Raw genomic sequence first — 26741 nt, forward strand, 5'->3', positions numbered from 1 at the left:
CATGTCGCAAACGTGGTGGCGGGGGGCCGCGATCTACCAGGTCTACCTGCGCAGCTTCGCCGACGGCAACGGTGACGGCATCGGCGACCTCGCCGGGCTGCGCTCACGCCTGCCGTACCTGAAGGATCTCGGCATCGACGCCATCTGGCTGAACCCGTGGTACCCGTCGCCGATGGCCGACGGCGGCTACGACGTGGCCGACTACCGGGGCATCGAGCCGGTGTTCGGCACGCTGGCCGAGGCGGAGACGTTCATCGAGGAGGCGCACGAGCTCGGCATCAAGGTCATCATCGACGTGGTGCCGAACCACAGCTCCACGGCGAACGCCTGGTTCCAGGAGGCGCTGGCCGACCGCGGGGCCAGGGACCGGTTCTGGTTCCGCGACGAGCCGAACGACTGGCAGTCGATCTTCGGCGGGCCCGCCTGGACGCAGGTCGCCGACGGGCAGTGGTACCTGCACCTCTTCGCTCCAGAACAGCCGGATTTCAACTGGGACAATCCGGAGGTCCATCGCGAGTTCGAGGACGTGCTGCGCTTCTGGTTCGAGCGCGGCGTCGACGGCTTCCGGATCGACTCGGCGGCCCTGCTGTTCAAGTCGGACACCTCGTACGAGGATCTCGACGAGGTGCATGAGGTCTACCGGCGCTGGCGCGAGGTCGCCGACGAGTACGGCGATCGGGTGCTGATCGGTGAGGTGTGGCTGCCCGACCAGGAACGCTTCACCCGCTACCTGCGCCCCGACGAGCTGCACACCGCCTTCAACTTCGACTTCCTGTCCTGCCCATGGGAGCCCGCCGAGCTGCGCCGGGTCATCGACCTCACGCTGACCACGCACGCGCCGGTCGGCGCCCCGCCGACCTGGGTCCTGTCCAACCACGACGTCACCCGCCCGGTGACCAGGTACGGCCGGGCGGACACGACGTTCGCCCACGGCGGGCGCCTGCACGGCGTGCCCTCCGACCCGGAGCTCGGCCACCGCCGGGCCAGGGCGGCGGCCCTGCTGGCCATGGCGCTGCCTGGCAGCGTGTACGTCTACCAGGGCGAGGAGCTCGGCCTGCCGGAGGTCGAGGACCTGCCCGACGACCAGCGCCAGGACCCCATGTACCACCGCTCGGGCGGCACCAACCGGGGCAGGGACGGCTGCCGGGTGCCGCTCCCGTGGGCGGGCGACGAGCCGCCGTTCGGCTTCGGCGGTCTTCATACCTGGCTGCCGCAGCCCGAGAGCTGGCGCAAGGTCACGGCCGAGGCCCAGTCGGCCGACCTCGGCTCGATGCTCAACCTCTACCGCACCGCGCTCGCCCACCGCCGTGACCTCCTCGGCGACGGCACGCTCAAGTGGCTCACGATGGGGGCAGACGTCCTGGCCTTCACCCGGGAGTCCGGCCTGACCTGCGTGTCCAACCTCGGCACCGCTCCCGTACCGCTGCCGCCGGGCCGGGTGCTGCTGACCAGCGGACCCCTGGAGGACGGCGCCCTGCCGTCCGACACGACCGTCTGGCTAACATCGCCAGCGTGAAACGCCTGCCGTCCAAGCCACCGGCCCACCTCGACGCCGACGCCCTGGCCCTCTACGAGAAGATCATCGCGGGCCCACGGGGCAACGCCATGCTCGACGACGCGGGCGGGCTGATCGGCCCGTTCAACGCGATGCTGCTCAGCCCGCCGGTGGGCGACGCGCTGCAGGAGCTCGGCGCGGCGATCCGCTACCGCTCCGTGCTGAGCGCCCGGGCCAGGGAGATTGCGATCCTGGTCGTGGCCGGCCACTGCGACAGCGCCTTCGAGCAGCGGATACACGAGGAGATCGGGCGCGAGCTCGGCCTGACCGACGACGAGCTCGCGGCGCTGCGCACCGGCGCGCCGCTGGACCTGCCGGATCCGGAGGAGGCCGCGGTGCTCGGCGTCACCAGGGCGCTGGTGGCGCGGGCCGACCTCGACGACGCGGAGTACGCGCGGCTAGGGGAGCGGGTGGTGTTCGAGCTGACCACGTTGGTCGGCTACTACACCACGCTGGCACTCCAACTGCGCGTCTTCCGCGTCTAGGCCGTCAGCCGTCCGAGCCGTATGTTGAGATCAACGAAAGGGACAACATGCATCGAACGGCCACAACCTGCCTAACGCTCGCTTTCGCCGCCATAACCGCGGTCCCCATCTTCGCCGCTCCGGCATCGGCTGCCGCTCCGACTGCGGCTGTGGCCGCGAAGCCGCCGAACGTACGCGCGTGCTTCGACGGGAAGTGCAAGATCACGATCACCAAGGCGGTGAAATTCCGCATCTCCAGCCGGTACGGCTTCACCCGGCTGTCCATCGCGCGAGTCGGTTCCGGCATGGTGAAGGTGCGGGGCACGGGGCCCGGCGTCTCCTCGACAGTGGTGCTCGGCTCGGGCGGCCGGGGGACGATCAACAACCTGTCCGTGAGGGTGTCGGTCACCCAGAAGTCGGCGACCATCCGCCTCGCCCCACGCTGATCCGACGGCTGTCGCACCACCCTGGCACTCCAGCTGCGTGTCTTCCGCGTCTCGGCGTTCTTCGCGTCACTACCCTTGGTAGCTGATCAGTCACATCAGGTCGCTTGATCTGACGGAGACCACCGAAAGGGACACCATGCATCGGATGGCCACAACCTGCCTGGCGCTCGCCGCCGCCGTCGTCGTCTCCGGCACGCCCGTCGCCGCGGCTTCGACCGCGACCGCGGCGGGGAAGACGCACGACGTCAGCGAGTGCTTCGACGGAAGGTGCAAGATCACCGTCACCAAGCCGGTGAGCTTCCCCGTCTCCAGCAGTCTCGGCTTCACCACGCTGTCGATCACGCGGGTCGGCTTCGCGGTAAAGGTCCAGGGCACGGGGTCCGGCGTCTCTTCGTCCACGACGCTGAGCGCCGGCGGCAACGGCTCGGTCGGCGCGCTCACCGTACGAGTGCTGTCGATCACCCAGAACTCGGCGACCATCCGCCTCGCACCCTCACCCCGCTGACCACCCGCGCCCGGCCATGCGCCAGGCGCGGGCCGGGGCGTGACCAGAACCACTGGAACGACGGGAAACCACCGGAGAGTCACTGGAACCATTCGGCTAGGCACCAAGTTTCGGGCAGGCACGGGGAGTCCACCGAGCGGATCGGAGAGCATCCATGAGGCTCGGCACCGGAGACCGCAGGGGCGTCGGGGGACGTTCACACGCCGCGGTCCTCAGGTCATTTCCGGAATACCCGGAAGGGGATTGCACGTGCCTAAACCTCGCCCACGCCAGACCGCGGGGGCCATCGCCCTGACGCTGGCCGCCTCCGGCAGCGCGGTGGTGATCCAGCCGCTGGCCCCGGCCATAGCCGCAAGGGTGAACGCCACCTGCGCCAACACGGCCGCCGACGCCAGGACCATCCAGGCCGCCATCGACGCCTCCAAGGAGGGCGACGAGGTCGTGTTCAAGGGGCCGTGCCTGATCAACAGGACCATCAGCCTGCGCGGCCGCCGGACGTACCGGGGCGACGCCAAGGCCGGAACGGTGATCAAGCAGGCCGACGGCGCGAACCTGCCCGCCATGCTGGCCTCGGAGTCCTGGGTCACCGACCAGGCGTACAGCTCCGACCCCGTACGCATCGAGCGGCTGACGCTGGACGGCAACCGCGACCACAACACCGGCACCGTGGGCCTGATGCTGCGCTCATGGGACAGCCGGATCTATGACGTGGACATTCTCGGCGCCCCCAGTGACGGCATCCGCGTCAGCAACCCCTCCAAGAACGGCACGAAACTCCGCAACACCATGGTCAACAGCGTGATCAGCGACGTCTACATCGAGCGGTCGGGCGGCTCCGGCCTCAAGGTGGTGGATCCCGGCAACGCCGTGACCGACTGGACGTTCCAGCGCTCGTGGATCGGCTTCAGCGGCGAGAGCGGCGTCGAAGCGGAGAACTCGGCCGGGTGGACGTTCAGCGACCTGCATCTGTACGCGACGCCGAAGCACGCCATCGACGCCCACCGCTGCTTCGGCACCTCGATCCGCAACAACTACATCGAGGACTTCGGCACGAAGGCCACCCCCAGGCAGACCTATTACGGCATCCGCTGCGACCTCCAGGGCGAAGCCGGGACCACGCTCTCCAACAACCGCATCCACAAATTCGGGCCCCGACCCGCCGTGACCCAGCCCGCGAACACCCGCCAAGCCGGTCGGGCGGCCGCCCCGCAGCAGGACGCCTCCTTCGTCTACCTGGCCCTCGACGCCGTGAACTACGGCACCGGACACGCCACCGTGACGGGCAACACCATCCTCGGCCACGGCACCAGGCGGGAGACCGGCATGCTGTTCAGGAGGGGCAGAGGGAACGGATTGTCCATCGCGTCGACCGGCAACCTGGTCGACAACGTCGGCATCCCACGCTCGATCGGCTCAGGCGTACGACTCACCAGCGGTTACTGACGCGGGAGCGACCGTCTAGCGTCAACGCAAGGTTGACGCCATCGTGCCCGTCAACTTATGGTTGACGCATGACGTGTGCCAGTCGTTCGCATTCAGGAAGAATGTCGGGGCGGAGCCCCGCATGAGAAGCACGCGCCCGGCGCTCTCCACAGTCCTCCGCTTCACTCTCGTCACCCTGATCCTGATCGCCATGGTGATCGGAGCGCTGTGACGAAGCGAACGCGAGCGGGACGACCACCGACGTCGCCACGCGTTCATCGCGCGCGACCGGCCGAGCCGGCCCTGCCACGGGCCTCGGGATGCCGAGGACGAGCAGGGCCGGCTCGGGCGCGTGAAACTTGCCGCGAACCTGTAGAAAGATCGCTAGGCGTCGCGGCGCAGCGTGAACCAGAAGGTCGGCACCGAGTTGGTGCCCGGTGTGACGTCGAGTAGCGCCCAGCCGGGGAACCTGGCGCGGAGTTCGTCGGCTGTGACGCCCGCCGCCCACGACGTGAGCTCGGTGGTCGGATTGCCGAGCGGCTCGGGGCCGTACCCGAACATCAGCAACCGTGCTCCGGGAGCGGCGCGATGGGTGAGCCCGGTGGCGTAGGCGTCGCGGCGGTGCAGCGGGATCCCGCAGTAGCAGCTCAGGTCGAAGAACAGGTCGAAGGGGCCGGGCACGTCCAGCTCGTCGAGGCGGGTGGCGTCTCCGTGCAGGAGGCGTACCGCCACACTCGCCGCCTCGGTCTTCTGCCTGGCCTGATCGACAGCGCTGTCGATCAGGTCGACGGCCGTCACGTCCCAGCCGTGTCGTGCGAGGTAGGTGGCATTGGTCCCGGTGCCGCAGCCGAGTTCGAGGGCGCGGCCGGGCGGCAGCGCGCCGTGCCCCTCCACCAGGGCGACCAGCTCGGGCGGCGTCACGCCGGTGTCCCACGGCGGCTTGCCGACGCGGTAGTAGCCCTCCAGCGCGCGGTGGACGGACTCCTCTTCCTTCTTGTCGCGCGGCGTCGTGATCAGGTCCGGGTCGGGCTTCTGGGTAGTGCTGGGCTGGTCCATCGTCTGTTCCTATTAATTAGAGTTGAACTCTAGCGTCACGCTCTAGAGTTATACTCGCATTATGAAGAGAGTCAAGCGGCCGGACCAGCGAGCCGCGATCACCGACCCCGGCGCGGACGACTTGGCGAAAGTTCCAGGCATTTCGAAATGAGTCGATCGCCGACCATGGCTGGATAGCGTCCTTCTGGCTTGATCATCCACACTCATGGGGGAACAGAATGAGAAGGACGTCGATGTACGTCGGTGCGCTGGCGCTGGCGAGCACGATGGCCGTGGCCTCGGTCTCACCAGTGGCCTGGGCTGAAGCGGAGCGCGCCACGGCGGTGGTGAGCGTCGGCCGTACCACGTGGCTGAACCCCGGTCAGACGTTGCAGGCCGGCGACTCCGTACGCTCATCCGGCGGCGACTACCTCCTGCAGCAGCAGGAGGACGGCAATCTGGTGCTGTACCGGGGCAGCACGCCGCTGTGGAGCAGCCAGACCGGCGACAGCCCCGGCGCGTTCGCCGCCATGCAGAGCGACGGCAACCTGGTGGTCTACCGGGGGAGGACGCCCCTGTGGGCGTCCAACACCGGAGACAGCCCAGGCGCCCGCCTCGCGGTGCAGGACGACGGCAACCTGGTGATCTACGACGGCAAGACGCCGGTGTGGAACCGCCATGCCACGATCAGCGTGCTCGCCCCGGGCTACGCGCTCAAGCCCAACCAGTACGTCCGCTCCCGCAACGGCGACTACCAGCTCGTCCAGCAGGAGGACGGCAACCTGGTGCTCTACCGCGCCCGCCGGGCCCTGTGGAGCTCCAAGACGGGCGGCAATCCCGGGGCCGTCACCCAGATGCAGAAAGACGGAAATCTAGTCGTCTACCTGGGCAAGACGCCGCTGTGGAACTCCGAGACCGGCAAGAACCCCGGGGCGCGACTCGAGGTGCAGGACGACGGCAATGTCGTCCTCTACGACGGCAGGACGCCGCTCTGGTCCACGAAGACCGGCAGGTAGCCCAGGTCACCGCCGGAAGGCGGCGGCGTGGTCGGCGACCCAGTCGGCGTAGGTGCGCGGGGGGCGGCCGAGGATCCGCTCCACCTGGTCGGTGATCGGTACGGGCTTCCCGATGCTGTCCGCGAAATAGCTCAGCAAGGAGTCGGCCTGCTCCTCGCGCACCCCGTGCGCCATCATCGCCTGCTTGGCCATGTCCGGGCTGATCTCCTCGTACCGCAGCGGCCGGCCCACCACCGAGCCGATGATCTCCACCTGCTCGGCGAAGGACAGCCCCTGCGGCCCGGTCAGCGTGGGCGCCTGCCCCAGCAGTTCGTCCCCGAGCAGCGCCCGTACGGCGACTGCGGCGATGTCCGCCTCGTGGATCGGCGAGGTACGGGCCTGGGCGTACGGTCCGCGGACCACGTCTCCAGCCTGGAGCTGGGGCGTCCAGCGCAAGGAGTTCGCGGCGAAGGCGCCGGGGCGCAGATGCGTCCATTCCGGGACGGCGGCCTCCACCGCCGTCTCCAGCTCCCGGTGGATCGCCGCGTTGCCGCCCTCCTCGGGGTTCTCCTCCTCGGCGACGACCAGGGCCGAGACGGTGACGACCCGCCGTACCCCGGCCGCCTTTGCCGCCGCCGGCAGGGCGACGGAGCCGCCCGAGATGTTCAGTACGAGGGCGGTCACGCCGTCGAAGTCGGGCCGCGCGCTGTCGCAAGCCTCGACGCCCTCAGGGAAGCGGGCCGTCTCGGGGGTACGGGTCAGGGCGCGTACCTTCACACCCTTGGCGGCCAGCTCGGCGACGAGCGGACGGCCGACGTTGCCGGTGGCTCCGGATACCAGAATCATGCGGTGCCTCTTTCCAGATGGGAGAGTTTGTCGGGATTGGTCACGGCGTAGATGCCGCATACCTGAGTCCCGTCGGGGACCAAGTCGAGGACGATGACCGCGAACGTGGTGTCACCGGACAGCAGCAGCGCCGACGGATCGCCGTTGACGGTCCGGAAGCGGATGTTGAGATCCGTGACAGGATGCCGGGTCGCGTTTCCGACGATCAAGCGGGCGATCTTGTCCCGCCCGTGGAGCGGCCTTAGCCCGGCGGCCCGTGCCTTGCCGCCGCCGTCGGCCCACATGATCACGTCCGGCGCCAGGACCCGCATGAGGGCGTCGAGGTCGCCGCCGGCCACGGCCGCGATGAACCGCTCCGTCACCTCCTGCCGGACCCGCGGGTCGGCCTGGTAGCGGGGGCGGCGGGCGTGCACGTGCTCGCGGGCGCGATGAGCGAGCTGGCGGATCGCCGACGGGCTGCGGTTCAGGATGCCGGCGATCTCGGTGTGGGCGTACCCGAAGACCTCGTTCAGGACGAACACCGCCCGTTCCAGCGGGGTGAGCGTCTCCAGCACCACGAGCAGCGCCATCGACACCGACTCGGCCCGCACCGCCGGATCCACGACCTCGGGCTCCTGGGTGATGAGCGGCTCGGGCAACCAGGGGCCGACGTAGTCCTCCCGGCGCCGGCTGATGCTCTCCTGCCGGGCCAGTGCCCGGTTGACGGCGATCCGCACCAGGTACGCGCGCGGATTGACGATCTCCTCACCCGCCTCGCTCCTGGGCACCCAGGCCAGCCAGGTCTCCTGCAGCACATCCTCGGTGTCGGCGACGCTGCCCAGCATGTTGTAGACGATCGAGAACAGCAGCTCGCGATGGCCGGTGAAGACGCTGGTCGCCTGCTCGTTCACCATGCGCTCCTCCCACGTTCCAGGGTCACCAACTGAGAGCGGCACCGCACCCAGGAGTGTGACGAGATCCTGGTAAATGTGACCCGCATCTCACTGGAGCATGTAAAGAACAGGCGCGCGGCTCCGACTTCCCAGTGTGCGGCGCCAAACGAGCGCCGGAAGCGTGGGAGGTAGTGAGATGAGCAAGGTCACCTGTGACATCGCGATGTCCGTCGACGGCTTCGTAGCGGGACCGAACCAGAGCCTGGAGAAGCCGCTCGGCGAGGGCGCTGAGCAGCGCCTGCACATCTGGATGTTCGACGAGCCCGAGGCGCACGCGGCGGTGATCGAGGGCATCACGGCGGCGGGGGCCTTCATCATGGGCCGCAACATGTTCGGCCCCGGCCGGGACGCCTGGGACATGGACTGGAGCGGCTGGTGGGGCGACGAGCCGCCGTACCACGCGCCGGTCTTCGTCCTCACCCACCACCCGCGCGAGCCGTTGCCGATGAAGGGCGGCACCACGTTCAACTTCGTCACTGAGGGGATCGAGTCGGCTCTGGCCCAGGCCCGCGAGGCCGCCGGCGACCGCGACGTCGCCATCGCGGGCGGGGCGCTGACGGTGAATCAGTACCTGGCGGCGGGTCTGATCGACGAGTTGCGCCTGCACGTTGCGCCGGTGATCCTCGGCAGGGGCGAGCGGCTGTTCGACGGCGTCGGGGACACCAATCTTGAACCGGTTGGCGAGGTGTCAGGCACCAGTCTGGTCACGCACCTGAAGTACCGCGTGGTCCGATAGTGGCGAGGCTTGCATCCGGTACTTAGGTCCAGGTTTACCGTCGAGGTATGACACTCCAGGACATAGCCCTTGGCCAGCAGTGGGTCCCCTCGGCATGCACACTGCCCACCGCCGAGCAGCCGGTGCGGGTGGCCGAATTCGACGCGTTGTTCGCCGAGGTCGTGCTGGGGATCCAGCGGCCGGACCCTACCCGGCTGCGGCTGGAGCTGATCTTCACAGCGGAGAACGCGGCCCGGGTCGCTGAGCTGGCGGCCCGGGAGAACGGCTGCTGCTCCTTCTTCACCTTCACGCTCACCATCGCCGACGGCGCCATGTGTTTGGAGGTTCGGGTGCCCGAGCAGCGGGTCGACGTGCTGGACGCACTCCAGCGGCAGGCCGAGGCGGCTATCCCGTCGGCATGAACCCGCGGGTGGCTGGACGACCGATCATGAGAGGCCTTTTCGACGGCGGCGGCGCTGGCCGGGGCGTGGTGGCTGACGGGGGCACGCATGCCGCATGAGATTCAGGAGCCGTTCCTGCGCACTGAGCAGGTCGCGGGGCGTGCCGGGGTCAACGACCAGACCCTGCGCTTGGCTGTACGCAAGATTGTCGTACGCGGCGCGGGCGACGGGGTCCTCGTCCAGGGCGCGGGCGAAGTCCTCTGGCTCGACAACGACGCGCGGCTCGGTGTCGAGCTCCAGTTCGACCTCGCCCTCGTCGCCGATCGCCGCTCCCGCTTCCCGCATCCGGGGTCACAGCCGTCCGGGACGGCAGGGGCACGCGCCCCGCCGTCCCGGACGGCTGTGAGACAAAGATCGCGGCTACTCCGCGTAGGGCTGGTCGGTTCCTTGGGCGCTGTAGCCGAGACTCCAGATGTAGCCGTCCGGGTCGGCGAAGGTGCCGCCGTACCCGCCCCACGGCAGAGCGCCGGCGGGCTTGAGAACCGTGGCGCCGGCTTTCTCGGCCTCCGCCATGATCTCGTCGACTCGCGTCTCACTGCGGACGACGTAGGTCAGAACCAGTCCGCTGAAGCCGCTGCCCTCCTGGTCCGTGCCCACCTGGTCGGCCAGGCCTTCGCGGCCGTAGAAGCCGACGGGCGAGGCGCCGTCCGATTCGAAGAACACCGAGATGCCGTAGTCGTTCTGGATCTTCCAGCCGAGCCCCTCGGTGTAGAACTGCTTGGCCCGGTCCATGTCCCGGACGCCAAGAAGGATCGAGCTGACGTGTGCCTTCATGTCTTACTCCTTGTGCATGGGTGGTTATGTGGCTGGCCGGGCATCCAGGCAGGGCCCGGGATGCCACCCCGGCGCGTTTGTTCGCCGGTGAAACTGGTCGCGAGCGCGATGCTCACTGGTCCTGCAGGAGGCCGAGGTCGTTGCCGTCGGCATCGGCAACGGTGGCCACCAGGCGGCCGTCGCCGACGTCGGTGACGTCCTGCCGCAGAACGGCCCCGGTGGCGAGGAGGCGCCGCAGGGTCTGCTGGATGTTCTCGACCTTCCAGTAGCAGACCGGTCCCGCCATACCCTGTCGATGCCCGCGGGGGTTCAAGCCGATCTCCTGATCGCCGGTCCGGTAGCCGACGTAGTAGACCTCGTCCACGTAGGGCTCGACCCCGATGAACGGAGTGAATACTTCCTTGGCCTTGGTGAGGTCACTGACCGGATAGATGATCATCTTCGCGGTCGGCACGATGTCTCCGCTCTCCTTGTCGCCGTTGTGAATAACGGTATGGATCGCGGTGCGCCGGCGATGAGACCAGAACGCGCCACGAACGGATCCGAATCCGCCAATGCCTGCCCTAGGGTGCTAGGCGTGACAAAAGGGTCGATGCCCCCCCATGTGGTGCGCCTTGTCCTCGAAGCGGCGAGAACCGCAGGTGTCTCTGAGGAGGAGCTCAAGCGTCTTCCCGGAGTAGGTGTCCTCGACCAGGAGGGCATCCGCGTGCCGACGAAGATGCTGACGCGTGTCTGGGAGATCTCCTCCGCCGCATTCGCCGAGGCAGGGGGTGCTCCCCGGGTCGCACGACTGTGGACTCCCGGCCGGTTCCACGTCTGGGACTATGTCATCAAGTCCTCGGCCAACCTGACCGAGGCGTTCGAACTCGCGGCACAGCACATTCCCGCCATCACCGACCCCCACAGCGCATTCATCGTCCAGCAAGACCCGGCGGGCCGCCTGACCGTTGCCACCCGGCCGGTCTCCACCTTCGGCCGCGTCAGCGAACTGATCGGCGAGTTCGTCCTGGGCCTGCTGATCCAGCAGGCCGGCACGGCGCTGGGCCGCCCAGTCACCCCCGTCGCCATCACCGTCGCCGGTGAGCCACCCAGATCGCGCAGCGATCTCCTCGACATGTACGGCACGCCGGACGTCCAGTTCAACGCGTCGGTCTCATCGGTCACCTTCTCCGCCCCCGACGCGACCGCGCCGCTGCCCGGCGCCGACCCCGCCCTGGCGGCCATCGTGCGTGACCATGCTGTCCATACGGTCGCCAACGCCAGGCTGATCCTGGGCTGGCTGGACAAGGTGCACGCCGAGATCGCCGCGAGCTTCGCCGACGGACCGCCGGCGCTCGACAGGGTCGCCAAGCGGATGGCCATGAGCTCCCGCACCTTTCAGCGCAGGCTGCACGAGGAGGGCACCAGCTGGCGCGAGGAGGTGGAGAAGGTCCGCGAGGCCGAGGCCACCCGCCTTCTCCGCGACACCGGACTCACCATCGACACGATCGCCGCCCGTGTCGGCTACATCGACGTGCGAGCGCTGCGCCGCGCCTTCCACCGCTGGTACGGCCGCACCCCCGCCGACTTCCGCCGCGAACGGGAGCAGGCCGCTATCGCGGATAACCATGATTATCTGCAATAACCCGGGCTGCGTCCTGGGAGAACACCCCGCCTGAGACGGTCACCCTGCTCAGAGTGATCAAAGCCGCACGGCGACTTGGTTTCACCGTGGAGGAGGTTTCCGAGCTGCTGGAGACCGGACGGGGCAGTCACCCTGCCCCTGATCCGCACGAGCGCGCCAAGCTCAAGCTCGCCGAGATCGAAGCCAAGATCGCCGACGTTCACCTTCGTCACCGACGGGACCGAGGCGGCTCCGGCCCAGGCTCGCACTATTCCCGGGCTGCACCCTCTGGCCAGATCACGACCACCTTCACCCCGCGCCTCTTAGCCTCGGCGACCACCTCAGCCGTCCCGCCTGCCCCGGTCCCCGGCTGGCCATCCCAGACGGCGACTATCTCGTCCACAGACCCGAGCATGGCTTCATTGGCTGCCTCGTACGCACCCCTGTTGGCGTGGTCGAAGTCCATGACGCGGACCTGCTTCGCGACGTCCATCAGCCGGTCGAACTGCTCGGCGTGGTCTGCCTTCACTTTGGCCTGCCGGTAATCGCGCGAGGGGATGACCACTTCGAGTGTTCCGCCAGCTGCCAGGACGGCATCGGCGAACAACGAGTCGGCACCGCGAGCGATGCAGGACACGCCCGTCAGGTCGTCGCCCACCTGTGCGAGGTGCTCGCGGATCGCTGCGAACACGAGGGAGCTCGTGCCTTCCGTCAGGTTCATGTGGCCGGTCACGCCGATCCGCATAGTCATACCCTTCACGTCAGGTGATCTCTAGCGGGCCAGCGTGTCACGGATGTGGTGGCTCAGGGCCGCCGCCGCAGGATCATTGCGAGTTTGACCTCAAGGTAGAACTCGCGGAGCTGCACGCGCACTCGATCCGCACCTGATCACGTCAGCTGGGTGAAGGAACTGTCCCGCCGGCTCCTGGAAGGCGATGGCCAGCGCGAACACGACGCCGAGCGCCACCTTGAGCCGATCGGGAACATGCACGGCGTCCAGGCCAGGGCAGGGGTTCCGGCGGTCTGTACCAGCCGAAAGTACTGTTGCGTTCCCTGCTTTCAGTCGATGTGGGCACCGGGTCCTGGTGTGCAGGATGAGGTCCCATGCCACCTGAAGTGCGTCGACGACGCCTGGGGATCGCGGCGCTGGGCGTGGTCCGTGGGTTCGCGTTGTGCGGGATCTTGTCGGCCGACGTCCAGCCGATCGCCAGTATCGGGGCGCCGCCCGTTGCGGCGAGCTCCGCGGACGCCTGGCTCGGGCTGCTCGTCGAGCAACGCTTGACCGGCCGCTGCCGGCCGGCCGCTCCCGCTTGAGGCGCTCAGCCCCGCCTGAGCGGTGCTCCGCCTCACGACCACCAGATCTCGCGACGGCTTTTCCCGGCGCCACAGTTTCCGCTCCATGCCGCGCGAGGAGTTCCCCACCAGCCGGCCGTCACCACCGAAAGAAGGAAGAAAGACACCCTCATGACTCATACGACCGAGCCGAAGCTGACTCGTACGACCGAGCCGAAGCCCACGGCCACGCCGCGCCGTCCTCCGCTGCGCCGCGGCCTGGCTGCCGCCGCCGGCCTGGCCACTCTCACGGCGTCCGCCTGGCTCACCCTCATCCCCGGCGCCTTGGCCGCCGCCACGCCCACCTCGGCTCCCACGGCCACACCGATCGCCACCCCCTACCTGCCCGCGCCCACCGGCCCGCATCGGGTCGGCACCGTCTCCCTGTACCTGAAGGACAGCTCCCGGCCCGACCCGTGGGTCCCCGAGGCCAAGGCCAGAGAGCTCATGGTGTCCCTGTGGTACCCGACCAAGGCGCGCAGCGGGCAGCGGGCCCCGTACATGACGCCGAAGGAGTCGGAGCTCAACCTGAAGGGCTCGAAGATCACCGGCGTGCCGGCCGACATCCTGAGCAAGACGCGGACCAGCAGCCTCGTCGGCGCCGCGCCCCCGGGAGGCAAGCACAGGCTGCCGCTCGTGGTGCTCTCACCCGGCTTCACCCGGTCCCGCAGCTCGCTCACCGGCCTGGCCGAGGACCTGGCGAGCCGAGGGTACGTCGTGGCCGGCATCGACCACACTTACGAGAACTACGCCACGACCTTCCCCGACGGGCGCGTCGCCACCTGCGCCGCCTGCGAGCTCGACACCGCCGAGAACATCGGCCAGAAGGTGGTGGAGAACCGACCGGCCGACATCTCCTTCGTCCTCGACCAGCTCACCGGCCCGCACCCCAAGTGGAAGGGCAGCGCCCTGATCGACACCTCCCGGATCGCGATGGCGGGCGCCTCCGTCGGCGGCGCGAGCGCCGCCGGGGCCATGCTGAAGGACTCCCGGATACGCGCCGGGATCAATCTGGACGGCAACATGTTCGTCCCCGTTCCCGACAGCGGACTGGCCAGGCCGTTCATGTTCATGGGCCAGCCGGCGCACCACCCCGGCGGCCAGGACACCACGTGGGATCGCGACTGGAAGAACCTGACCGGATGGAAGCGCTGGCTGGTGCTGGAAGGAGCGGTGCACCCGTCCTTCACCGACCTCGACATGCTGGCCCGCCAGATCGGCGTCAACCTCGGCAGCACCCTGACGGGAACCCGCTCGGTGGACCTCGCCCGCAAGTACGTCGCAGCCTTCTTCGACCTGCACCTGCACCTGCGCGGCAAGCGGCAACCCCTGCTCGACAAGCCCTCCACACGTTACCCCGAGGTCGCCTTCTGCTCACCGCCGGCGACGACCTGCCAATAGCAGATCGCCCACATGCGGCCGGTCCACCGAGATGATCAAAGGCCCTGCCTCTTCGTGGGCGGGCCGCGGCGGCACTTCCCTGAGCTCGGGACATGGCCATCAAGGTCCCTCTTGGAAGTGGTTAACCGCTGGGGCGGGGGCCGGGAGGCCCCCGCCGAATGGCGAAGCCCTCAGGAAGACAGCCTGAGGCCTTCAGGCGGATTCGCGGACGACCAGCTCGGTGGGCAGGATGATGGGCTCGGCGGAGCCGCCTGTGAACAGGCCCAGCAGCAGGCGCACCATGGCTGCCGCCTGTTCGGGCACCGGGTGGCGCACCGTGGTCAGTGGGGGTTCGGTGTACTTGGCGGCCTCTATGTCGTCGAAGCCCACCACGGCCACGTCGTCCGGCACCCGTCGGCCGGCCAGGCGGAGTGACTGCAGGGCGCCCACCGCCATCAGGTCGTTCGCCACGAAGACGGCGTCCAGGCCCGGGTCGTCGCCCAGCAGTTGGCGCATGGCCACCGCGCCGGACTGCCGGGTGAAGTCGCCCACCGCGACGATGGAGCGGCGGTCGGAGTCGCGCAGGATGTTGCGGTAGCCCGTGAGGCGGTCCTGGCCGCCGATCATGTCCTGGGGGCCGGCGATCGTGGCGATTCGGCGTCTGCCCGCCTCGACCAGGTGGCGGACCGCCGCCTCGGCGCCGCCGACGTTGTCGTTGTCGACGTACGGGATGTCGACGGGTACGGCGGGCCTGCCGTACGAGACGACCGGGACGCGCAGGCGGGACAGCGCGGCGGGGAGGGGGTCGGCGCCGTGCATGGAGATGAGCATGACGCCGTCCACGTGGCCGCCGGCGATGTAGCGCTCCACCCGCGCATGGCTCTTGGGGGAGGAGGCCAGCATGAGGACGACCTGCTTGTCGGCCGCCTCCAGCTCGACGCTGGCCGAGCGAATGGCCGTCGCGAACAGCGGGTCCTCGGAGAACACCCTGGTCGGCGGTTCGGAGACGACCAGGGCGATGGAGTCGGTGCGCTGGGTGACCAGGCTGCGCGCGGCCGGGTTGGGCAGGTAGCCGAGCTCGTCGATGGCGCGCAGGACGGCGTCGCGGATGTCCGGCGCCACCGTCGTCTGCCCGTTGACGACGCGGGACGCGGTGGCGCGCGATACCCCCGCGCGGGCGGCGACCGCCTCCAGCGTCGGCCGCCTCACAGCCGCACCACCGTCTCAGCGCGGGAGTTCGCTATGTGGGAGAGCACGGAAGGAATCTACAGCTCGTTCCCGCCGATCATGCCCCGATACTCCAGCGCACCCGAACCTGCGCCGATACCGTTCCTGAGCAGTCAACGTGCGTTGCACGGGCGTGTGTTGGGCGCGCTGGGATGTTGGACAACGATCCGAGCCACCGTAAGAGCGCGTTCAGGCCGGGTCGTGGCGCAGGCGCTCGACCGCCTCGGCCGCCCTCGCCCGCCAGATCGGCTCCTCGACCAGGTCGAGACAGAGTTGGAAATAGTGCAGCGCCTCGTCGGGCCGGCTCTGCCTCAGGCTGACCTCGCCCCGCGCGTAGAACGTCATCCCCTGGCCGTGGCCGTCGCCCGCGCGGGCGAACATGGCGGCGCACCGGTCGAGCGTGGTGGCGGCCAGTTCGTACCGGCCCAGCCCGGAGTACGCCTGGCCGAGCCTGCGCAGCGCCATCCGCTCGCCGGTGCCCCAGCCCAGCTCCCGGCTGGCCTCGATGCTCGCCTCGTAGTGCCCGATCGCGGTCTCGACCTCGCCCAGCTCGAAGTGCGCGATGCCGAGCACGCGGCGGAACCTGATCGCGAAGTCGGCGAAGCGCGGGTCGGCCGCCAGCTCCAGGCCGCGCCGGCAGGTCGCTATCGCCAGGTCGTACTCGGCCCGGTCGAGGTGGATCCCGGAGGTCGTGACCAGCGCGCTGATCAGCCCGTTGGTGTCGCCGTACGCCTCGAAGAGCGGCAGGGAGCGGGTGACGAGGGTGAGAGCGCTTTCGTAGCGGCCGGAGATCAGCTCGCAGATGGCCAGCGTGGCCAGCGCGTACGCGACCGCGTGCCGGTCGCCCGCGCTCTCGAAGTAGTCGATCAGCAGCCGCAGCTCGGGCTCGGCGAGGGCGGTCCTGCGGCGGTCCGTGAGGATGTCGGCTCTGACCAGGCGGATCAGCATGGTCGTATGGGTATCGCCGCTCCGTTCGGCGACGCTCTCCAGCAGGCCGATCGCCTCGGCGAAGAAGCCGTGCGCCACGAGGAACGGCGCCAGCCGCTGGGCGAGCTCGGCGGCGGTGACGGGCTCGGCCAGGGCGACGGCGTCGGCCAGCGTCTTGCGCTCGGCGTGCAGCCACGCCCGCTGCCAGCCGCTGTCCACCCGCGCGGACTCCACGGGTGGCGGCACGGTGTCCATGGGCGGCCTCATGGGCGGGGGATATTCCAGTGCCGCCGCGCGTAATCGGGCCAGGCACTCCGCGACGAACCCCAGGAGCGCGGCGGCCCGTCCGGCCGGGCTCTCCTCCGCCTCCGCGCGCTCGCGGGCGAAGGCGCGCAGCAGGTCGTGCATGCGGTACCGGGGCTGGCCGCTCTCGTCCACCTCGTTCGCCGTGACCAGCCCGGCCAGGGCCAGCGTCTCGACCGCGGACTCCGCCTCGCGCCGCGGTACGCCCATCAGCGCCGCCACGCTCCAGTCCGCGGCGCTCTCCAGCCCGGCCAGCCCGAGCAGGCGGAACGCGCGCCGCGCCGGCGAGGACAGCACCTCGTAACTCGCTATGAAGTGGGCCCGTACGTTCTGGCCGCCGAGCGCCAGCTCGTCGAGCGGCGCCCCGGTGACGGCCAGCCGCGTGGCGAGGTCCTTCAGCGACCAGGCGGGCCGGGCGGCGAGCCGGGCGCCGGCGATCCTGACGGCCAGCGGCAGCCGCCCGCAGGCGTTCAGGATGGCCCGCGCCGCGTCGGGCTCGTCCCGTACGCGCGAGCCGCCCGCCACGCTCTCCAGCAGTTCCCGGGCCTCGCGCTCGGGCGGCACGCCCAGCGAGACCGCGACCGCGCCGGGCAGCGCGATGAGCGGACCCCTGCTCGTCACCAGCACGGCGCAGCGTGGCGTACCCGGGAGCAGCGGCGCCACCTGGAGCCCGTCGGCGGCGTCGTCGAGCACCACGAGCACGGCCTTGTCGGCGAGTAGTGACCGGTAGAGCGCGGCCCGCTCCGCCACCGTGTCGGGGATCGAGTCGCCCTCGACGCGCAGGGCCCGCAGCAACTCCGCCAGCAGCGCGCCGGGCTCCTGCGGCACCGGCGAGGCGCCGGAGAGCCGCAGGTAGAGCTGGCCGTCGGGGAAGTCCTCGCGCAGCAGGTGCGCGGCACGCACGGCCAGGGTGCTCTTGCCGACTCCGGGCGGCCCCGTGACGGTGACGATCGGGAGGGCGGCGGGGGTGATCTCGGGGCGCAGGAGCGTGGCGATGGCGGTCAGCTCCTCGGACCTGCCCACGAAGTCGGCGATGTCGGCCGGCAGCTGGCAGATCGCGCCCCGCTGCTCCGGTCTGTTCGCGGACGGGGTGCCGGACAGCACGGCGGCCTGGAGCAGCCGCAGCTCGGGTCCGGGCTCGATGCCCAGCTCGGTGACCAGCGCCTCGCGGGCCTGCCGGTAGGTCTCCAGCGCTTCGGCCCGCCGGCCGGAGCGCGCCAGCGCCAGCATGAGCTGGAGCCAGGCCCGCTCGCGCAGCGGCTGCTCGGCCACGAACACGCGTAAGGCGCCGATCACCTCATCGTGCATGCCCAGTTGGAGCCGCAGGTCGGCCCAGTCGGCGCGGACGTCGGCCAGCCGTTCCTCCAGCTCGGTCAGCCGGGGGGTCATGATGTTCCCCAGCGAGGCGTCCTCGGCGGGCCGGCCGCGCCACAGGGCCAGGGCGTGTTCGAGTCGCCGGGCGGCCGACGCGGGATCGGACTCGACCCGGGCCCGCCGTACCTCGTCCTCGAACAGGAGCAGGTCGAGCTCGTCGGGCGCGGCCTCGAAGAGGTAGCCCGCGCCGCTGGTGTGCAGCCGGGCCTCCGGCTGCAGCGCCCTGCGCAACTGGGCCACGTACGTCTGGAGGTTGGCCACGGCGGACGGGGGCGGATCGTCCCAGACGGCGGCTATGAGGCGGTCACGGGAGACGGTGGTGTTGACGTTGAGCAGCACGGTGGCCAGCACGGCGCGCTGCCTGCCGCTCAGACGGATGTGGCGCCCGGTCGCGTGACGTGCGCGAACAGGACCGAGGACGCCGAAGATGGCATCAGCCAACGGGCTCCGCTCCCTGCTGTAACCATTTTGTGGCGATTCTATGGGGACAGACGTGATTTGTTCCCATGAACGAGAAGAGGATTTCGGCTAGCCGCTAAGGACGCGGCCGACCATCCGCGCGTACATCCGGCCCGGGCTCGGCGACCTGGCCAGGAAGCCGGGCAGCATCGGCAGCCCGACGGCGAATGGTTCCAGCCGCTCGTACAGCGTGTCGGCGTCGGCGGGACGGTTGGCCGGCGTTTTCTCCAGCAGCCCGGCCAGGAGCGCTCCCAGCGCGTCCGGCAGGCCCGGAATCGCCGGCGGGCGCTCCTTGACCTGCTTCTCGAAGACCACGTAGTCGGTCGGCCCGGTGAACAGCTGTCGCCCCGTCAGCATCTCGTGCAGCACGCAGCCGAGCGCGTAGAGGTCGCTGCGCGGCTCGGCGACCCCGTGCTGGATCTGCTCGGGAGCCATGTACGCGGGCGTGCCGAGGATCTGGCCGATCCTGGTGAACGTGGTGACGTCGGCGTCGCGCAGCAGGGCCAGGCCGAAGTCGAGCACCTTCACGCTGCCGTCGGGGCAGAGCATCAGGTTGGTCGGCTTGAGGTCGCGATGGCAGATCGACAGGGCGTGGGCGGCCGACAGGACCGCGCACGCCTGGGCCGCGATCGCGGCGGCCCACGGCACGGGCAGCGGGCCGTGCTCGCTGACCACGTCGGCCACCGTGACGCCCTCGATGAACTGCATCACCTGGTAGAGACGCTGCTCGTGGGCGCCGAAGTCGTAGAGCACCGGCGCGCCCGGATGCTCCAGCCGGGCCAGGATGCGGGCTTCGCGGATGAAGCGGCGTTCGAGCTCCTCGTCGGGGCCGCCCGGCAGGTGCAGCAGCTTCACCGCCACCCGGCGATCGAGGTGGCGGTCGTGACCCGCGTAGACGGCGCCCATGCCGCCCTGACCGAGCGGGAGATGGTCGAGCACATAGCGGTCACCGATGACCATTTGCCCCTCCCAGCCCCGCCTTTTCCCGGAAAAAGCTACACCGTCAGGACTGCGGACGCAGGTGGCCGTCGGTCAGGCCGTCAAGGCCCAGGCGGATCAGCGCCTGGCCGAGGGCCGAGGTCTCGCGCAAGGCGTCTTCGAGCACGGCCAGTTGCCGGAAGGCTTCGCCGTAGGACTTCTGGTCCTTGAGCGAGAGGCGGGGCAGGCGGGTGCGGCGCACGTCGAAGCGGCTGGAGCCGGTGGTCGCGCGCCCACCGGCGGCCCGCAGGTGGCCGGCCAGGAAGTCGGGGTCGAGCCGGCGCGCGTCGACCCGGTAGAGCGTCAGATGCGGGCCGAGCACGCAGCCGCCCTCGGCCATCACCCGCACGCTGGAGTAGGACGCCACCACGTCGCCCGGCTGGACCGGGACGAGCCCCTGCTGCGCCGGAGCCCGGCCGGAGGCGGCGGCGCCGCCGGTCACGTCGTCGGCGGTGAGCATCGGCAGGTCGCCTGCGCCGGTCGCCATCTTGGGCGGCGCCTGCAGCGTGGTCAGCAGACCCTCTTTGATCAGGTCGCCGACCGTGGTGACGGGCTGGTCGAGCGGCTCGTCGAGCACCTTGAGATCGGGCGGGGTGGCCGCCGCGGCCAGGAACCGGTCGCGTGCCTCGGTGAACGCCCGGCCCAGGTCGTCGCGCCGCTGGTGGCGGGCCGGGGTCATGTCCACCTCGTCGGCCAGCAGGTCGATGATGCGTACGGTCTGGTCGGAGCGCTCGTCGAGGTAGGCCCGCCACGCGGGGTCGACGATGGACAGGTCGGCCGTGGCGTCGACGATCAGCACGTCGGACGGGGGGCGCTCGCCCGCGGCCGGGCGGCGCAGCAGCCACAGGTCGGAGCCGGTCAGCGCGATCACCGCGCGCAGGGCGCCGGCGCGCAGCAGGTTGGCCCGGATCCGCCGCCCCGCCTTACGGCTGGCCGCGGCCGGGGGCATCAGCACGGCCACCATGCCGCCGGGCCTGACGTGGGTGAGGCAGTGCTGGACCCAGGCCAGCTCCGGCTCGCCGCGCGGCGGCAGGCCGTACTCCCAGCGGGGGTCGCCGGTCAGCTCCTCGTAGCCCCAGGCGCGCTCGTTGAACGGCGGGTCGCAGACGACCGCGTCGGCCTTCACACCGGCGAAGCCGTCGTGGCGCATCGAGTCGCCGGGCACGACCTCCGCCTCGGCGCCGCGCAGCCGCAGCCGCGCGGCGGTGATGACCGCCGAGGTCTCGCTGAGGTCCTGGCCGAGCACCTTGACGGCCCCGGAGTTGAGCAGGAGCGTGCCGACGCCGCAGGCGGGGTCGAGGATCGTCGCGTCGTCGGTGCGGACCAGCCCGACCATCAACTCGGCCACGTCGTCACGCGTGACGGACAGCTGCCGGGAATGCGCCTCCAGGTAGCGCTCACAGAGGAATTCGTAGGCGGTGAGCGGATCGTGCTGTTCGGCCAGCTCGGACACCAGACCGGCCAGCTCGGGCTCCAGCTTGCTCGCGCCCGTGGTCAGCAGCACGCCGGCCTGTGCGACCAACTCGCCCAGCCGCAAATCGCCGGCGGCTTTCAGGCGTTGCCACACGCGATCACCCAGCGAGACCTGGTAGGACTTCCCATAGCGCCGCAACCATGACTCGACCTGGCGCAGCGAGAACAACGGCTGATTGGCGGTGCCGCCGATGGGCAGAGGGAAGTCGTCGTGGCGGCGGCGCCAGTTGCTCACCGCGGCCCGCCCGACACCGGCGAGCCGGGCAATGTCCCCGGCGTTCACGGTCGGGTCGTGGGTCATGGAGCCCACAGTAGTTCACAAGAGTCTTCAGTGCATCTGCTTGTGAAGTCTTTCAACCAATGATTTACTGCTGGGTATGAAGCACAACATCCGCTATGCCGCCGGATCAGACGTGGGCCGCCGCAGGGAGCAGAACGAGGATTCCGGCTACGCGAGTGGCCGATTGCTCGTGGTGGCCGACGGGATGGGCGGACACGCGGCCGGCGAGCTGGCCAGCTCGGCGGCGATCGCGGTCATGCGCGAGCTGGATGCCACGCTTCCCGAGACGGGCTCGGACCTGGAGGCGGCCCTGGAGGGCGCCGTGCACGAGGCGGCCCGCAGGCTGGTGGAGCTGGCCGACATCGACCCCGCGCGCAGGGGGATGGGCACCACCGTGACCGCCATGCTGTGGGACGGTTACCGGTTCGCCCTTGCTCATCTTGGTGACTCCCGCGGATACCTGCTGCGCGATGGTGCTCTCTACCAGATGACCAAGGATCACACACTTGTGCAGTCCATGGTGGACGAAGGACGGATAACAGAGGATCAAGCGGCCGTGCACCCGCGCCGGTCGATGGTGCTGCGCGTGCTGGGCAGCGAGGGCAGGGCGGAGCCCGACATGGCGCTGCGCGAGTCCGAGCCGGATGATCGCTATCTCCTCTGTTCGGACGGGCTGACGACCGTGCTCGGGCCCGAGGTGCTGCACGAGGTGCTGACCACGGTGACAGACCCGGCGGCGGCCGTCCAGCGGCTCATCGACCTGGCCAACGAGGGCGGCTCACCCGACAACGTGACCGTGATCGTCGCCGACGTGGTGGCGCCGGGCGCGGGCGACGAGCAGATCTTCCGGGTGGGCGCCGGCGCCTGAGGAGGCTCACATCTGGTACGGAGTCTCAGGAGCCCCACCAGCCACATAACCGAAATTTCGCCTCATAGGTTGACACTTTCCCGTTGTTCGGCGCGCGCATGGGATCTCGCTATTACAGTCCATCCTGATCTGCCGGTTTTTCTGGGAGGAGTGGGCTCTGGACCCGATCGCGGAGAATCTGCTGAAAGAGGTGCGTGGGGAGGTCGGCTACCGCGAGAAGGGCGGCCAGCTCACCAAGTTCGGGCAGTGGTACGCGGATCGCGTCAAGGACCCGCAATACCGGGACGCGCCGTGGTGCGACATGTTCATCGCCTGGGCGGCCGACAAGGCCGGAGTCGGTGACTACGTCGGCCAGTTCGCCTGGACCCCCTCGCACGCGTCCTGGTTCATGAAGCAGCGCGCCTGGTCCCAGCAGCCCGAGCCCGGAGCCCTGGTCTTCTTCGACTGGGGCGGCGGCAAGAGCTACAAGGGCATCGACCACGTCGGCATCGTCGAGCGGGTCGACGGCAAGAAGATCCACACGATCGAGGCCAACGTCGACCACGTCTGGCTCAAGCGCAAGTTCCGTGACACGGACAAGGTCGTCGGTTACGGCTTACCCCGCGTGGTGAAGGCCAACGCCACGCTGAACGAGATCCGCTCCACCGAGCAGCCGCTGGCCCGCCAGCCCCAGCCGTTGTCGCAGGGATCGCCGATGGACGTCCTGGGGTCCCCGCTGGCCCTGCTCACCGTGATGGTGCTCACCACGGTCGCGGTCTCCTTCCGCCTCGCGGGCCGTCGCCGCGGCGGCCACACCAAGATCCGCACCGGGGCGGAGACGCGGGCCGCCGCCGTCGAGAAGACGACGAGGTCGGCCGGCTATGCGGAGGCACCGCCCGAGCCGGTCCGGGTGGGTGGTCCGCCCGAGCCGGACAGCGCTTCTGGCCCGGCCAGAACTCTCGTGGTCGCCCACCGCTCCACCACCCGCCGCAATCCGTACGAGCGGCCCTGACCAGCACGGGCCGCTGACGACCTCCCGAACGGGCGTTCGTCAATGCTCGCATGCCGGATTCCTCCCCGCCTGACACCTTGGGATTTAGTAGGACGTCCTAGTATCTTGTAAGTGGACCCCTCACAAAGGAGTGATCAGGCGTGCACGTTCCGGCGAACCCTGTCCGTTTCGTGACCGCCGCGGCGCTGTTCGACGGCCATGACGCGGCGATCAACATCATGCGGCGGATCCTCCAGTCGCAGGGGGCGGAGGTCATCCATCTCGGGCACAACCGATCGGTGGACGAGATCGTCACCGCCGCCGTCCAGGAGGACGTCCAGGGCGTGGCCATCAGCTCCTACCAGGGCGGTCACGTGGAGTTCTTCAGCTACCTGGTGGATCTGCTGCGCGAGCGCGGCGCCGGGCACGTGAAGGTCTACGGCGGTGGCGGCGGCGTCATCGTCCAGGACGAGATCGATTTGCTGCACTCCCGCGGCGTCACCCGCATCTTCTCGCCGGAGGACGGCCAGCGGTACGGCCTGCCCGGCATGATCAACAAGCTGATCGAGGAGTGCGACGTCGAGCTGGACGGCGTTCCCTCGGTCGAGGCCGTCGGCTCCGGCGACCAGGCGGCCCTGGCCAGGGCGATCACCCTGATCGAGTCGGGCCGCGCCCCGGCCGGGCTCCTGGACGGCCTGCGCGCCGGTCCCGGCTCGGGCGGCACCCGCGCTCCCGTGCTCGGCATCACCGGTACGGGCGGTTCCGGGAAGTCCTCGCTCACCGACGAGCTCGTGCACCGCCTGCGGGTGGACAACGACGACAAGCTGCGCGTCGCCGTCATCGCGATCGACCCGACCCGCAGGCGCGGCGGGGGAGCACTGCTCGGCGACCGCATCCGGATGAACAGCCTCGGCCCGCAGACCTACTTCCGCTCGCTGGCCACGAGGGGCGCCGCCAACGAGGTCCCCGTCTGCCTCGACGACGTGATCGCCGCCTGCCGGGCCGCCGGCTACGACCTGGTCATCGTGGAGACCCCGGGCATCGGGCAGGGGGACGCCGGGATCGTGCCGCATGTGGACGTGCCCATCTATGTCATGACCCCGGAGTTCGGCGCGGCGTCCCAGCTGGAGAAGATCGACATGCTCGACTTCGCCGAGGCGGTCGTGATCAACAAGTACGAGCGGCGCGGCGCCGAGGACGCCCTGCGCGACGTCCGCCGCCAGCTGGTGCGCAACCGCGCGGCCTTCGGGGTCGCGCCCGACGACATGCCGGTCTTCGGCACGATCGCCGCCCGCTACAACGACGCCGGTGTCACGGCGCTCTATCACCACCTGAAGGCGCTGCTGGCGGACAAGGGGCTGCGGACCGAGCCGGGCCTGCTGGCACCGGTACACGGCCGTACGTCCCAGGTGGCCGCCGCGATCGTCCCCCCGGCGCGGGTCCGCTACCTGGCCGAGATCGCCGAGACCGTCCGCGACTACCACGCCGAGACGCTCGCCCAGGCGGAGGTGGCCCGCCGCCGTCAGCAGCTCACGGCCGTGCAGGCCCTCCTGGGCGCCGACGACGACAGGCTGGCCGAGCTCGCGGCCGGGGCCGAGCGGGAGCTGAGCGACGAGAGCCGCGCGCTCCTCGACGACTGGCCCGCCACCAGAGAGCAGTACTCCGCCGACGAGCTGGTCGTGAAGGTACGCGACCGGGAGATCCACACCCCGCTCTGGCGCGAGACCCTCTCGGGCAACCGCATCCCCCGCGTGGCCCTGCCCCGCTACACCGACCACGGCGAGCTGCTGCGGTTCCTGCGGAGCGAGAACCTGCCGGGCCGGTTCCCGTACACCGCCGGGGTGTTCGCGTTCAAGCGGGACGACGAGGACCCCACCAGGATGTTCGCCGGAGAGGGTGACCCGTTCCGCACCAACAGGCGCTTCAAGCTGCTGTCCGAGGGCCAGCCCGCGACCAGGTTGTCCACCGCGTTCGACTCGGTGACCCTGTACGGCCACGACCCGGACCTGCGGCCCGACATCTACGGCAAGGTGGGCACGTCCGGCGTGTCCATCGCGACGCTCGACGACATGAAGGTGCTCTACGACGGGTTCGACCTGACGAGCCCCAGCACCTCGGTGTCGATGACGATCAACGGCCCGGCCCCGACGATCCTCGCCTTCTTCCTCAATGCCGCGATCGACCAGACCCTCGACCGGTTCGAGGCGGAGCACGGGCGCCGGCCGTACGAGGAGGAGGAGCGCGAGCTGCGCGCGCGGACCCTCGCCACCGTCAGGGGGACCGTCCAGGCGGACATCCTCAAGGAGGACCAGGGGCAGAACACCTGCATCTTCTCCACGGAGTTCTCGTTGCGGATGATGGCCGACATCCAGCAGTGGTTCACCCATAACAGCGTCCGCAACTTCTACTCGGTGTCGATCTCCGGCTACCACATCGCCGAGGCCGGGGCCAACCCGATCAGCCAGCTCGCCTTCACCCTGGCCAACGGCTTCACCTATGTGGAGGCGTACCTGGCGAGGGGGATGCGGATCGACGACTTCGCGCCGAACCTGTCGTTCTTCTTCTCCAACGGCATGGACCCCGAGTACAGCGTGCTCGGCCGGGTGGCCCGCCGCGTCTGGGCGGTCGCGATGCGGGAGAAGTACGGCGCGGCGGAGCGCTCGCAGAAGCTGAAGTACCACATCCAGACCTCGGGCCGGTCCCTGCACGCCCAGGAGATGGACTTCAACGACATCCGCACCACCCTGCAGGCGCTGATCGCCATCTACGACAACTGCAACAGCCTGCACACCAACGCCTTCGACGAGGCCGTGACCACGCCGTCGGCCGACTCGGTGCGCCGGGCGATGGCGATCCAGCTCATCATCAACCGCGAGTGGGGCCTGGCCCGCAACGAGAACCCGCTCCAGGGCTCGTTCATCATCGACGAGCTCACCGACCTGGTGGAGGAGGCGGTGCTGCGGGAGTTCGAGCGGCTGTCGGACCGGGGCGGCGTGCTGGGCGCCATGGAGACCGGCTACCAGCGGGGCAGGATCCAGGACGAGTCGATGCTGTACGAGTCGCGCAAGCACGACGGCTCGCTGCCCATCATCGGCGTCAACACCTTCCGCAACCCGCGCGGCGACGAGCCCCACCAGAAGAAGGTGGAGCTCGCCAGGGGGACGGAAGAGGAGAAGCGGTCCCAGCTCGACCGCCTGCACGCCTTCCACGACCGCAACCGGGCCGAGGCCCCCGTGGCACTGGCCCGGTTGCGGGACGTCGCCATGTCCGATGGCAACGCGTTCGAGGTGTTGATGGAGGCGGCCCGCGTCTGCTCGCTCGGCCAGATCACGGAGGCGCTGTTCGAGGCCGGAGGACAGTACCGGCGCAACGTCTGAACCGGCGCGACGTTCTGAAGCCGGCGCAACTGAACCGGAG

General features: G+C 69.8%; 25 protein-coding genes and 1 pseudogene. 15 read left to right on the forward strand and 11 right to left on the reverse strand.

Translation table 11 applies throughout. The features are described from left to right. Position 1: 1 nt before the first annotated feature. From LDL49_RS07745 to LDL49_RS58260, 5 genes are all read left to right on the forward strand, one after another. Positions 2–1516 (forward strand): glycoside hydrolase family 13 protein, encoded by a 1515-nt coding sequence (locus LDL49_RS07745; protein WP_225290244.1) that lies wholly within the window; start codon positions 2–4, stop codon positions 1514–1516. Continuing rightward, positions 1513–2040 carry a carboxymuconolactone decarboxylase family protein gene (locus LDL49_RS07750; protein WP_225290245.1) on the forward strand — a complete coding sequence of 176 codons (528 nt, stop codon included), beginning with the start codon at positions 1513–1515 and terminating at the stop codon, positions 2038–2040. The genes LDL49_RS07745 and LDL49_RS07750 overlap by 4 nt, the downstream gene beginning before the upstream one ends. 149 nt (positions 2041–2189) lie before the next feature. Then, positions 2190–2465, forward strand: coding sequence for a hypothetical protein (locus LDL49_RS07755; protein ID WP_225290246.1), 276 nt, complete (start codon positions 2190–2192; stop codon positions 2463–2465). Positions 2466–2610: 145 nt separating this feature from the next. After that, positions 2611–2970 (forward strand): hypothetical protein, encoded by a 360-nt coding sequence (locus LDL49_RS07760; protein ID WP_225290247.1) that lies wholly within the window; start codon positions 2611–2613, stop codon positions 2968–2970. A gap of 249 nt (positions 2971–3219) precedes the next feature. Then, the gene (locus LDL49_RS58260) at positions 3220–4413 is read left to right on the forward strand and encodes a right-handed parallel beta-helix repeat-containing protein (protein ID WP_225290248.1); all 1194 of its coding nucleotides are present in this window, start codon (positions 3220–3222) and stop codon (positions 4411–4413) included. A 363-nt stretch (positions 4414–4776) separates the two neighbouring features. Here the strand turns inward: LDL49_RS58260 and LDL49_RS07770 are convergent, their stop codons facing one another. Next, the gene (locus LDL49_RS07770; protein ID WP_225290249.1) at positions 4777–5448 is read right to left on the reverse strand and encodes a class I SAM-dependent methyltransferase; all 672 of its coding nucleotides are present in this window, start codon (positions 5446–5448) and stop codon (positions 4777–4779) included. Positions 5449–5666: 218 nt separating this feature from the next. Here LDL49_RS07770 and LDL49_RS07775 point away from each other — a divergent pair, with 218 nt between their 5' ends. Continuing rightward, a complete protein-coding gene (locus LDL49_RS07775) occupies positions 5667–6443 on the forward strand; it encodes a hypothetical protein (protein ID WP_225290250.1) in 777 nt (258 codons plus the stop codon). Positions 6444–6449: 6 nt separating this feature from the next. On the opposite strand, the gene LDL49_RS07780 is transcribed toward LDL49_RS07775, so the two are convergent. Beyond that, complete coding sequence (locus tag LDL49_RS07780) at positions 6450–7268, reverse strand: NAD(P)H-binding protein (RefSeq protein ID WP_225290251.1); 819 nt, start codon at positions 7266–7268, stop codon at positions 6450–6452. Then, complete coding sequence (gene sigJ / locus LDL49_RS07785) at positions 7265–8161, reverse strand: RNA polymerase sigma factor SigJ (protein WP_225290252.1); 897 nt, start codon at positions 8159–8161, stop codon at positions 7265–7267. Before sigJ ends, LDL49_RS07780 begins: the two co-directional genes overlap by 4 nt. A 175-nt stretch (positions 8162–8336) precedes the next feature. Here sigJ and LDL49_RS07790 point away from each other — a divergent pair, with 175 nt between their 5' ends. Together LDL49_RS07790 and LDL49_RS07795 are read left to right on the forward strand one after the other, a co-directional pair. After that, positions 8337–8936: a dihydrofolate reductase family protein gene (locus tag LDL49_RS07790; protein ID WP_225290253.1), complete on the forward strand. Its 600-nt coding sequence runs from the start codon at positions 8337–8339 to the stop codon at positions 8934–8936. A gap of 47 nt (positions 8937–8983) precedes the next feature. Continuing rightward, positions 8984–9337 (forward strand): hypothetical protein, encoded by a 354-nt coding sequence (locus LDL49_RS07795; RefSeq protein ID WP_225290254.1) that lies wholly within the window; start codon positions 8984–8986, stop codon positions 9335–9337. A gap of 24 nt (positions 9338–9361) precedes the next feature. On the opposite strand, the gene LDL49_RS07800 is transcribed toward LDL49_RS07795, so the two are convergent. From LDL49_RS07800 to LDL49_RS07810, 3 genes are all read right to left on the reverse strand, one after another. Continuing rightward, positions 9362–9661, reverse strand: a complete 300-nt coding sequence (locus tag LDL49_RS07800; protein WP_225290255.1) for a YdeI/OmpD-associated family protein — start codon at positions 9659–9661, stop codon at positions 9362–9364. A gap of 75 nt (positions 9662–9736) precedes the next feature. Then, on the reverse strand, positions 9737–10150 hold the full coding sequence (locus LDL49_RS07805) for a VOC family protein (protein ID WP_225290256.1): 414 nt from the start codon (positions 10148–10150) through the stop codon (positions 9737–9739). Positions 10151–10262: 112 nt separating this feature from the next. Further along, positions 10263–10604 carry a VOC family protein gene (locus tag LDL49_RS07810; protein ID WP_225290257.1) on the reverse strand — a complete coding sequence of 114 codons (342 nt, stop codon included), beginning with the start codon at positions 10602–10604 and terminating at the stop codon, positions 10263–10265. A 138-nt stretch (positions 10605–10742) separates the two neighbouring features. Here LDL49_RS07810 and LDL49_RS07815 point away from each other — a divergent pair, with 138 nt between their 5' ends. Together LDL49_RS07815 and LDL49_RS07820 are read left to right on the forward strand one after the other, a co-directional pair. Next, positions 10743–11774 (forward strand): AraC family transcriptional regulator, encoded by a 1032-nt coding sequence (locus LDL49_RS07815; protein WP_225290258.1) that lies wholly within the window; start codon positions 10743–10745, stop codon positions 11772–11774. A 53-nt stretch (positions 11775–11827) separates the two neighbouring features. Further along, positions 11828–11962, forward strand: a pseudogene (locus LDL49_RS07820) (MerR family DNA-binding protein); the annotation flags it as partial. A 59-nt stretch (positions 11963–12021) separates the two neighbouring features. Here the strand turns inward: LDL49_RS07820 and LDL49_RS07825 are convergent. Beyond that, positions 12022–12498: a hypothetical protein gene (locus tag LDL49_RS07825; RefSeq protein WP_372470346.1), complete on the reverse strand. Its 477-nt coding sequence runs from the start codon at positions 12496–12498 to the stop codon at positions 12022–12024. Between the two features lie 359 nt (positions 12499–12857). Here LDL49_RS07825 and LDL49_RS07830 point away from each other — a divergent pair, with 359 nt between their 5' ends. Both LDL49_RS07830 and LDL49_RS07835 read left to right on the forward strand, forming a co-directional pair. Continuing rightward, entirely contained in the window at positions 12858–13067 is a 210-nt protein-coding gene (locus LDL49_RS07830; RefSeq protein ID WP_225290260.1) for a hypothetical protein, read from the forward strand. 150 nt (positions 13068–13217) lie between these two features. Next, positions 13218–14486 carry an alpha/beta hydrolase family protein gene (locus LDL49_RS07835; protein ID WP_225290261.1) on the forward strand — a complete coding sequence of 423 codons (1269 nt, stop codon included), beginning with the start codon at positions 13218–13220 and terminating at the stop codon, positions 14484–14486. 192 nt (positions 14487–14678) lie between these two features. On the opposite strand, the gene LDL49_RS07840 is transcribed toward LDL49_RS07835, so the two are convergent. The 4 genes from LDL49_RS07840 to LDL49_RS07855 form a co-directional block, all read right to left on the reverse strand. Next, complete coding sequence (locus tag LDL49_RS07840) at positions 14679–15674, reverse strand: LacI family DNA-binding transcriptional regulator (protein WP_225290262.1); 996 nt, start codon at positions 15672–15674, stop codon at positions 14679–14681. A 207-nt stretch (positions 15675–15881) separates the two neighbouring features. Beyond that, positions 15882–18737 carry an AfsR/SARP family transcriptional regulator gene (locus LDL49_RS07845; RefSeq protein WP_225290263.1) on the reverse strand — a complete coding sequence of 952 codons (2856 nt, stop codon included), beginning with the start codon at positions 18735–18737 and terminating at the stop codon, positions 15882–15884. An 87-nt stretch (positions 18738–18824) separates the two neighbouring features. Beyond that, complete coding sequence (locus tag LDL49_RS07850; RefSeq protein ID WP_225290264.1) at positions 18825–19715, reverse strand: serine/threonine-protein kinase; 891 nt, start codon at positions 19713–19715, stop codon at positions 18825–18827. 43 nt (positions 19716–19758) lie between these two features. Continuing rightward, positions 19759–21507: an HsdM family class I SAM-dependent methyltransferase gene (locus tag LDL49_RS07855; RefSeq protein WP_225290265.1), complete on the reverse strand. Its 1749-nt coding sequence runs from the start codon at positions 21505–21507 to the stop codon at positions 19759–19761. A 76-nt stretch (positions 21508–21583) separates the two neighbouring features. On the opposite strand from LDL49_RS07855, the gene LDL49_RS07860 reads away from it, so the two are divergent. The 3 genes from LDL49_RS07860 (at position 21584) to icmF (ending at position 26701) form a co-directional block, all read left to right on the forward strand. Further along, entirely contained in the window at positions 21584–22354 is a 771-nt protein-coding gene (locus LDL49_RS07860; RefSeq protein ID WP_225290266.1) for a PP2C family protein-serine/threonine phosphatase, read from the forward strand. A 190-nt stretch (positions 22355–22544) separates the two neighbouring features. After that, positions 22545–23345 carry a CHAP domain-containing protein gene (locus tag LDL49_RS07865; protein WP_225290267.1) on the forward strand — a complete coding sequence of 267 codons (801 nt, stop codon included), beginning with the start codon at positions 22545–22547 and terminating at the stop codon, positions 23343–23345. Between the two features lie 140 nt (positions 23346–23485). Further along, the gene (gene icmF, locus LDL49_RS07870) at positions 23486–26701 is read left to right on the forward strand and encodes a fused isobutyryl-CoA mutase/GTPase IcmF (protein ID WP_225290268.1); all 3216 of its coding nucleotides are present in this window, start codon (positions 23486–23488) and stop codon (positions 26699–26701) included. Positions 26702–26741 lie beyond the last annotated feature (40 nt).

It is taken from the genome of Nonomuraea aurantiaca, assembly GCF_020215705.1.
GTDB lineage: Bacteria > Actinomycetota > Actinomycetes > Streptosporangiales > Streptosporangiaceae > Nonomuraea > Nonomuraea aurantiaca.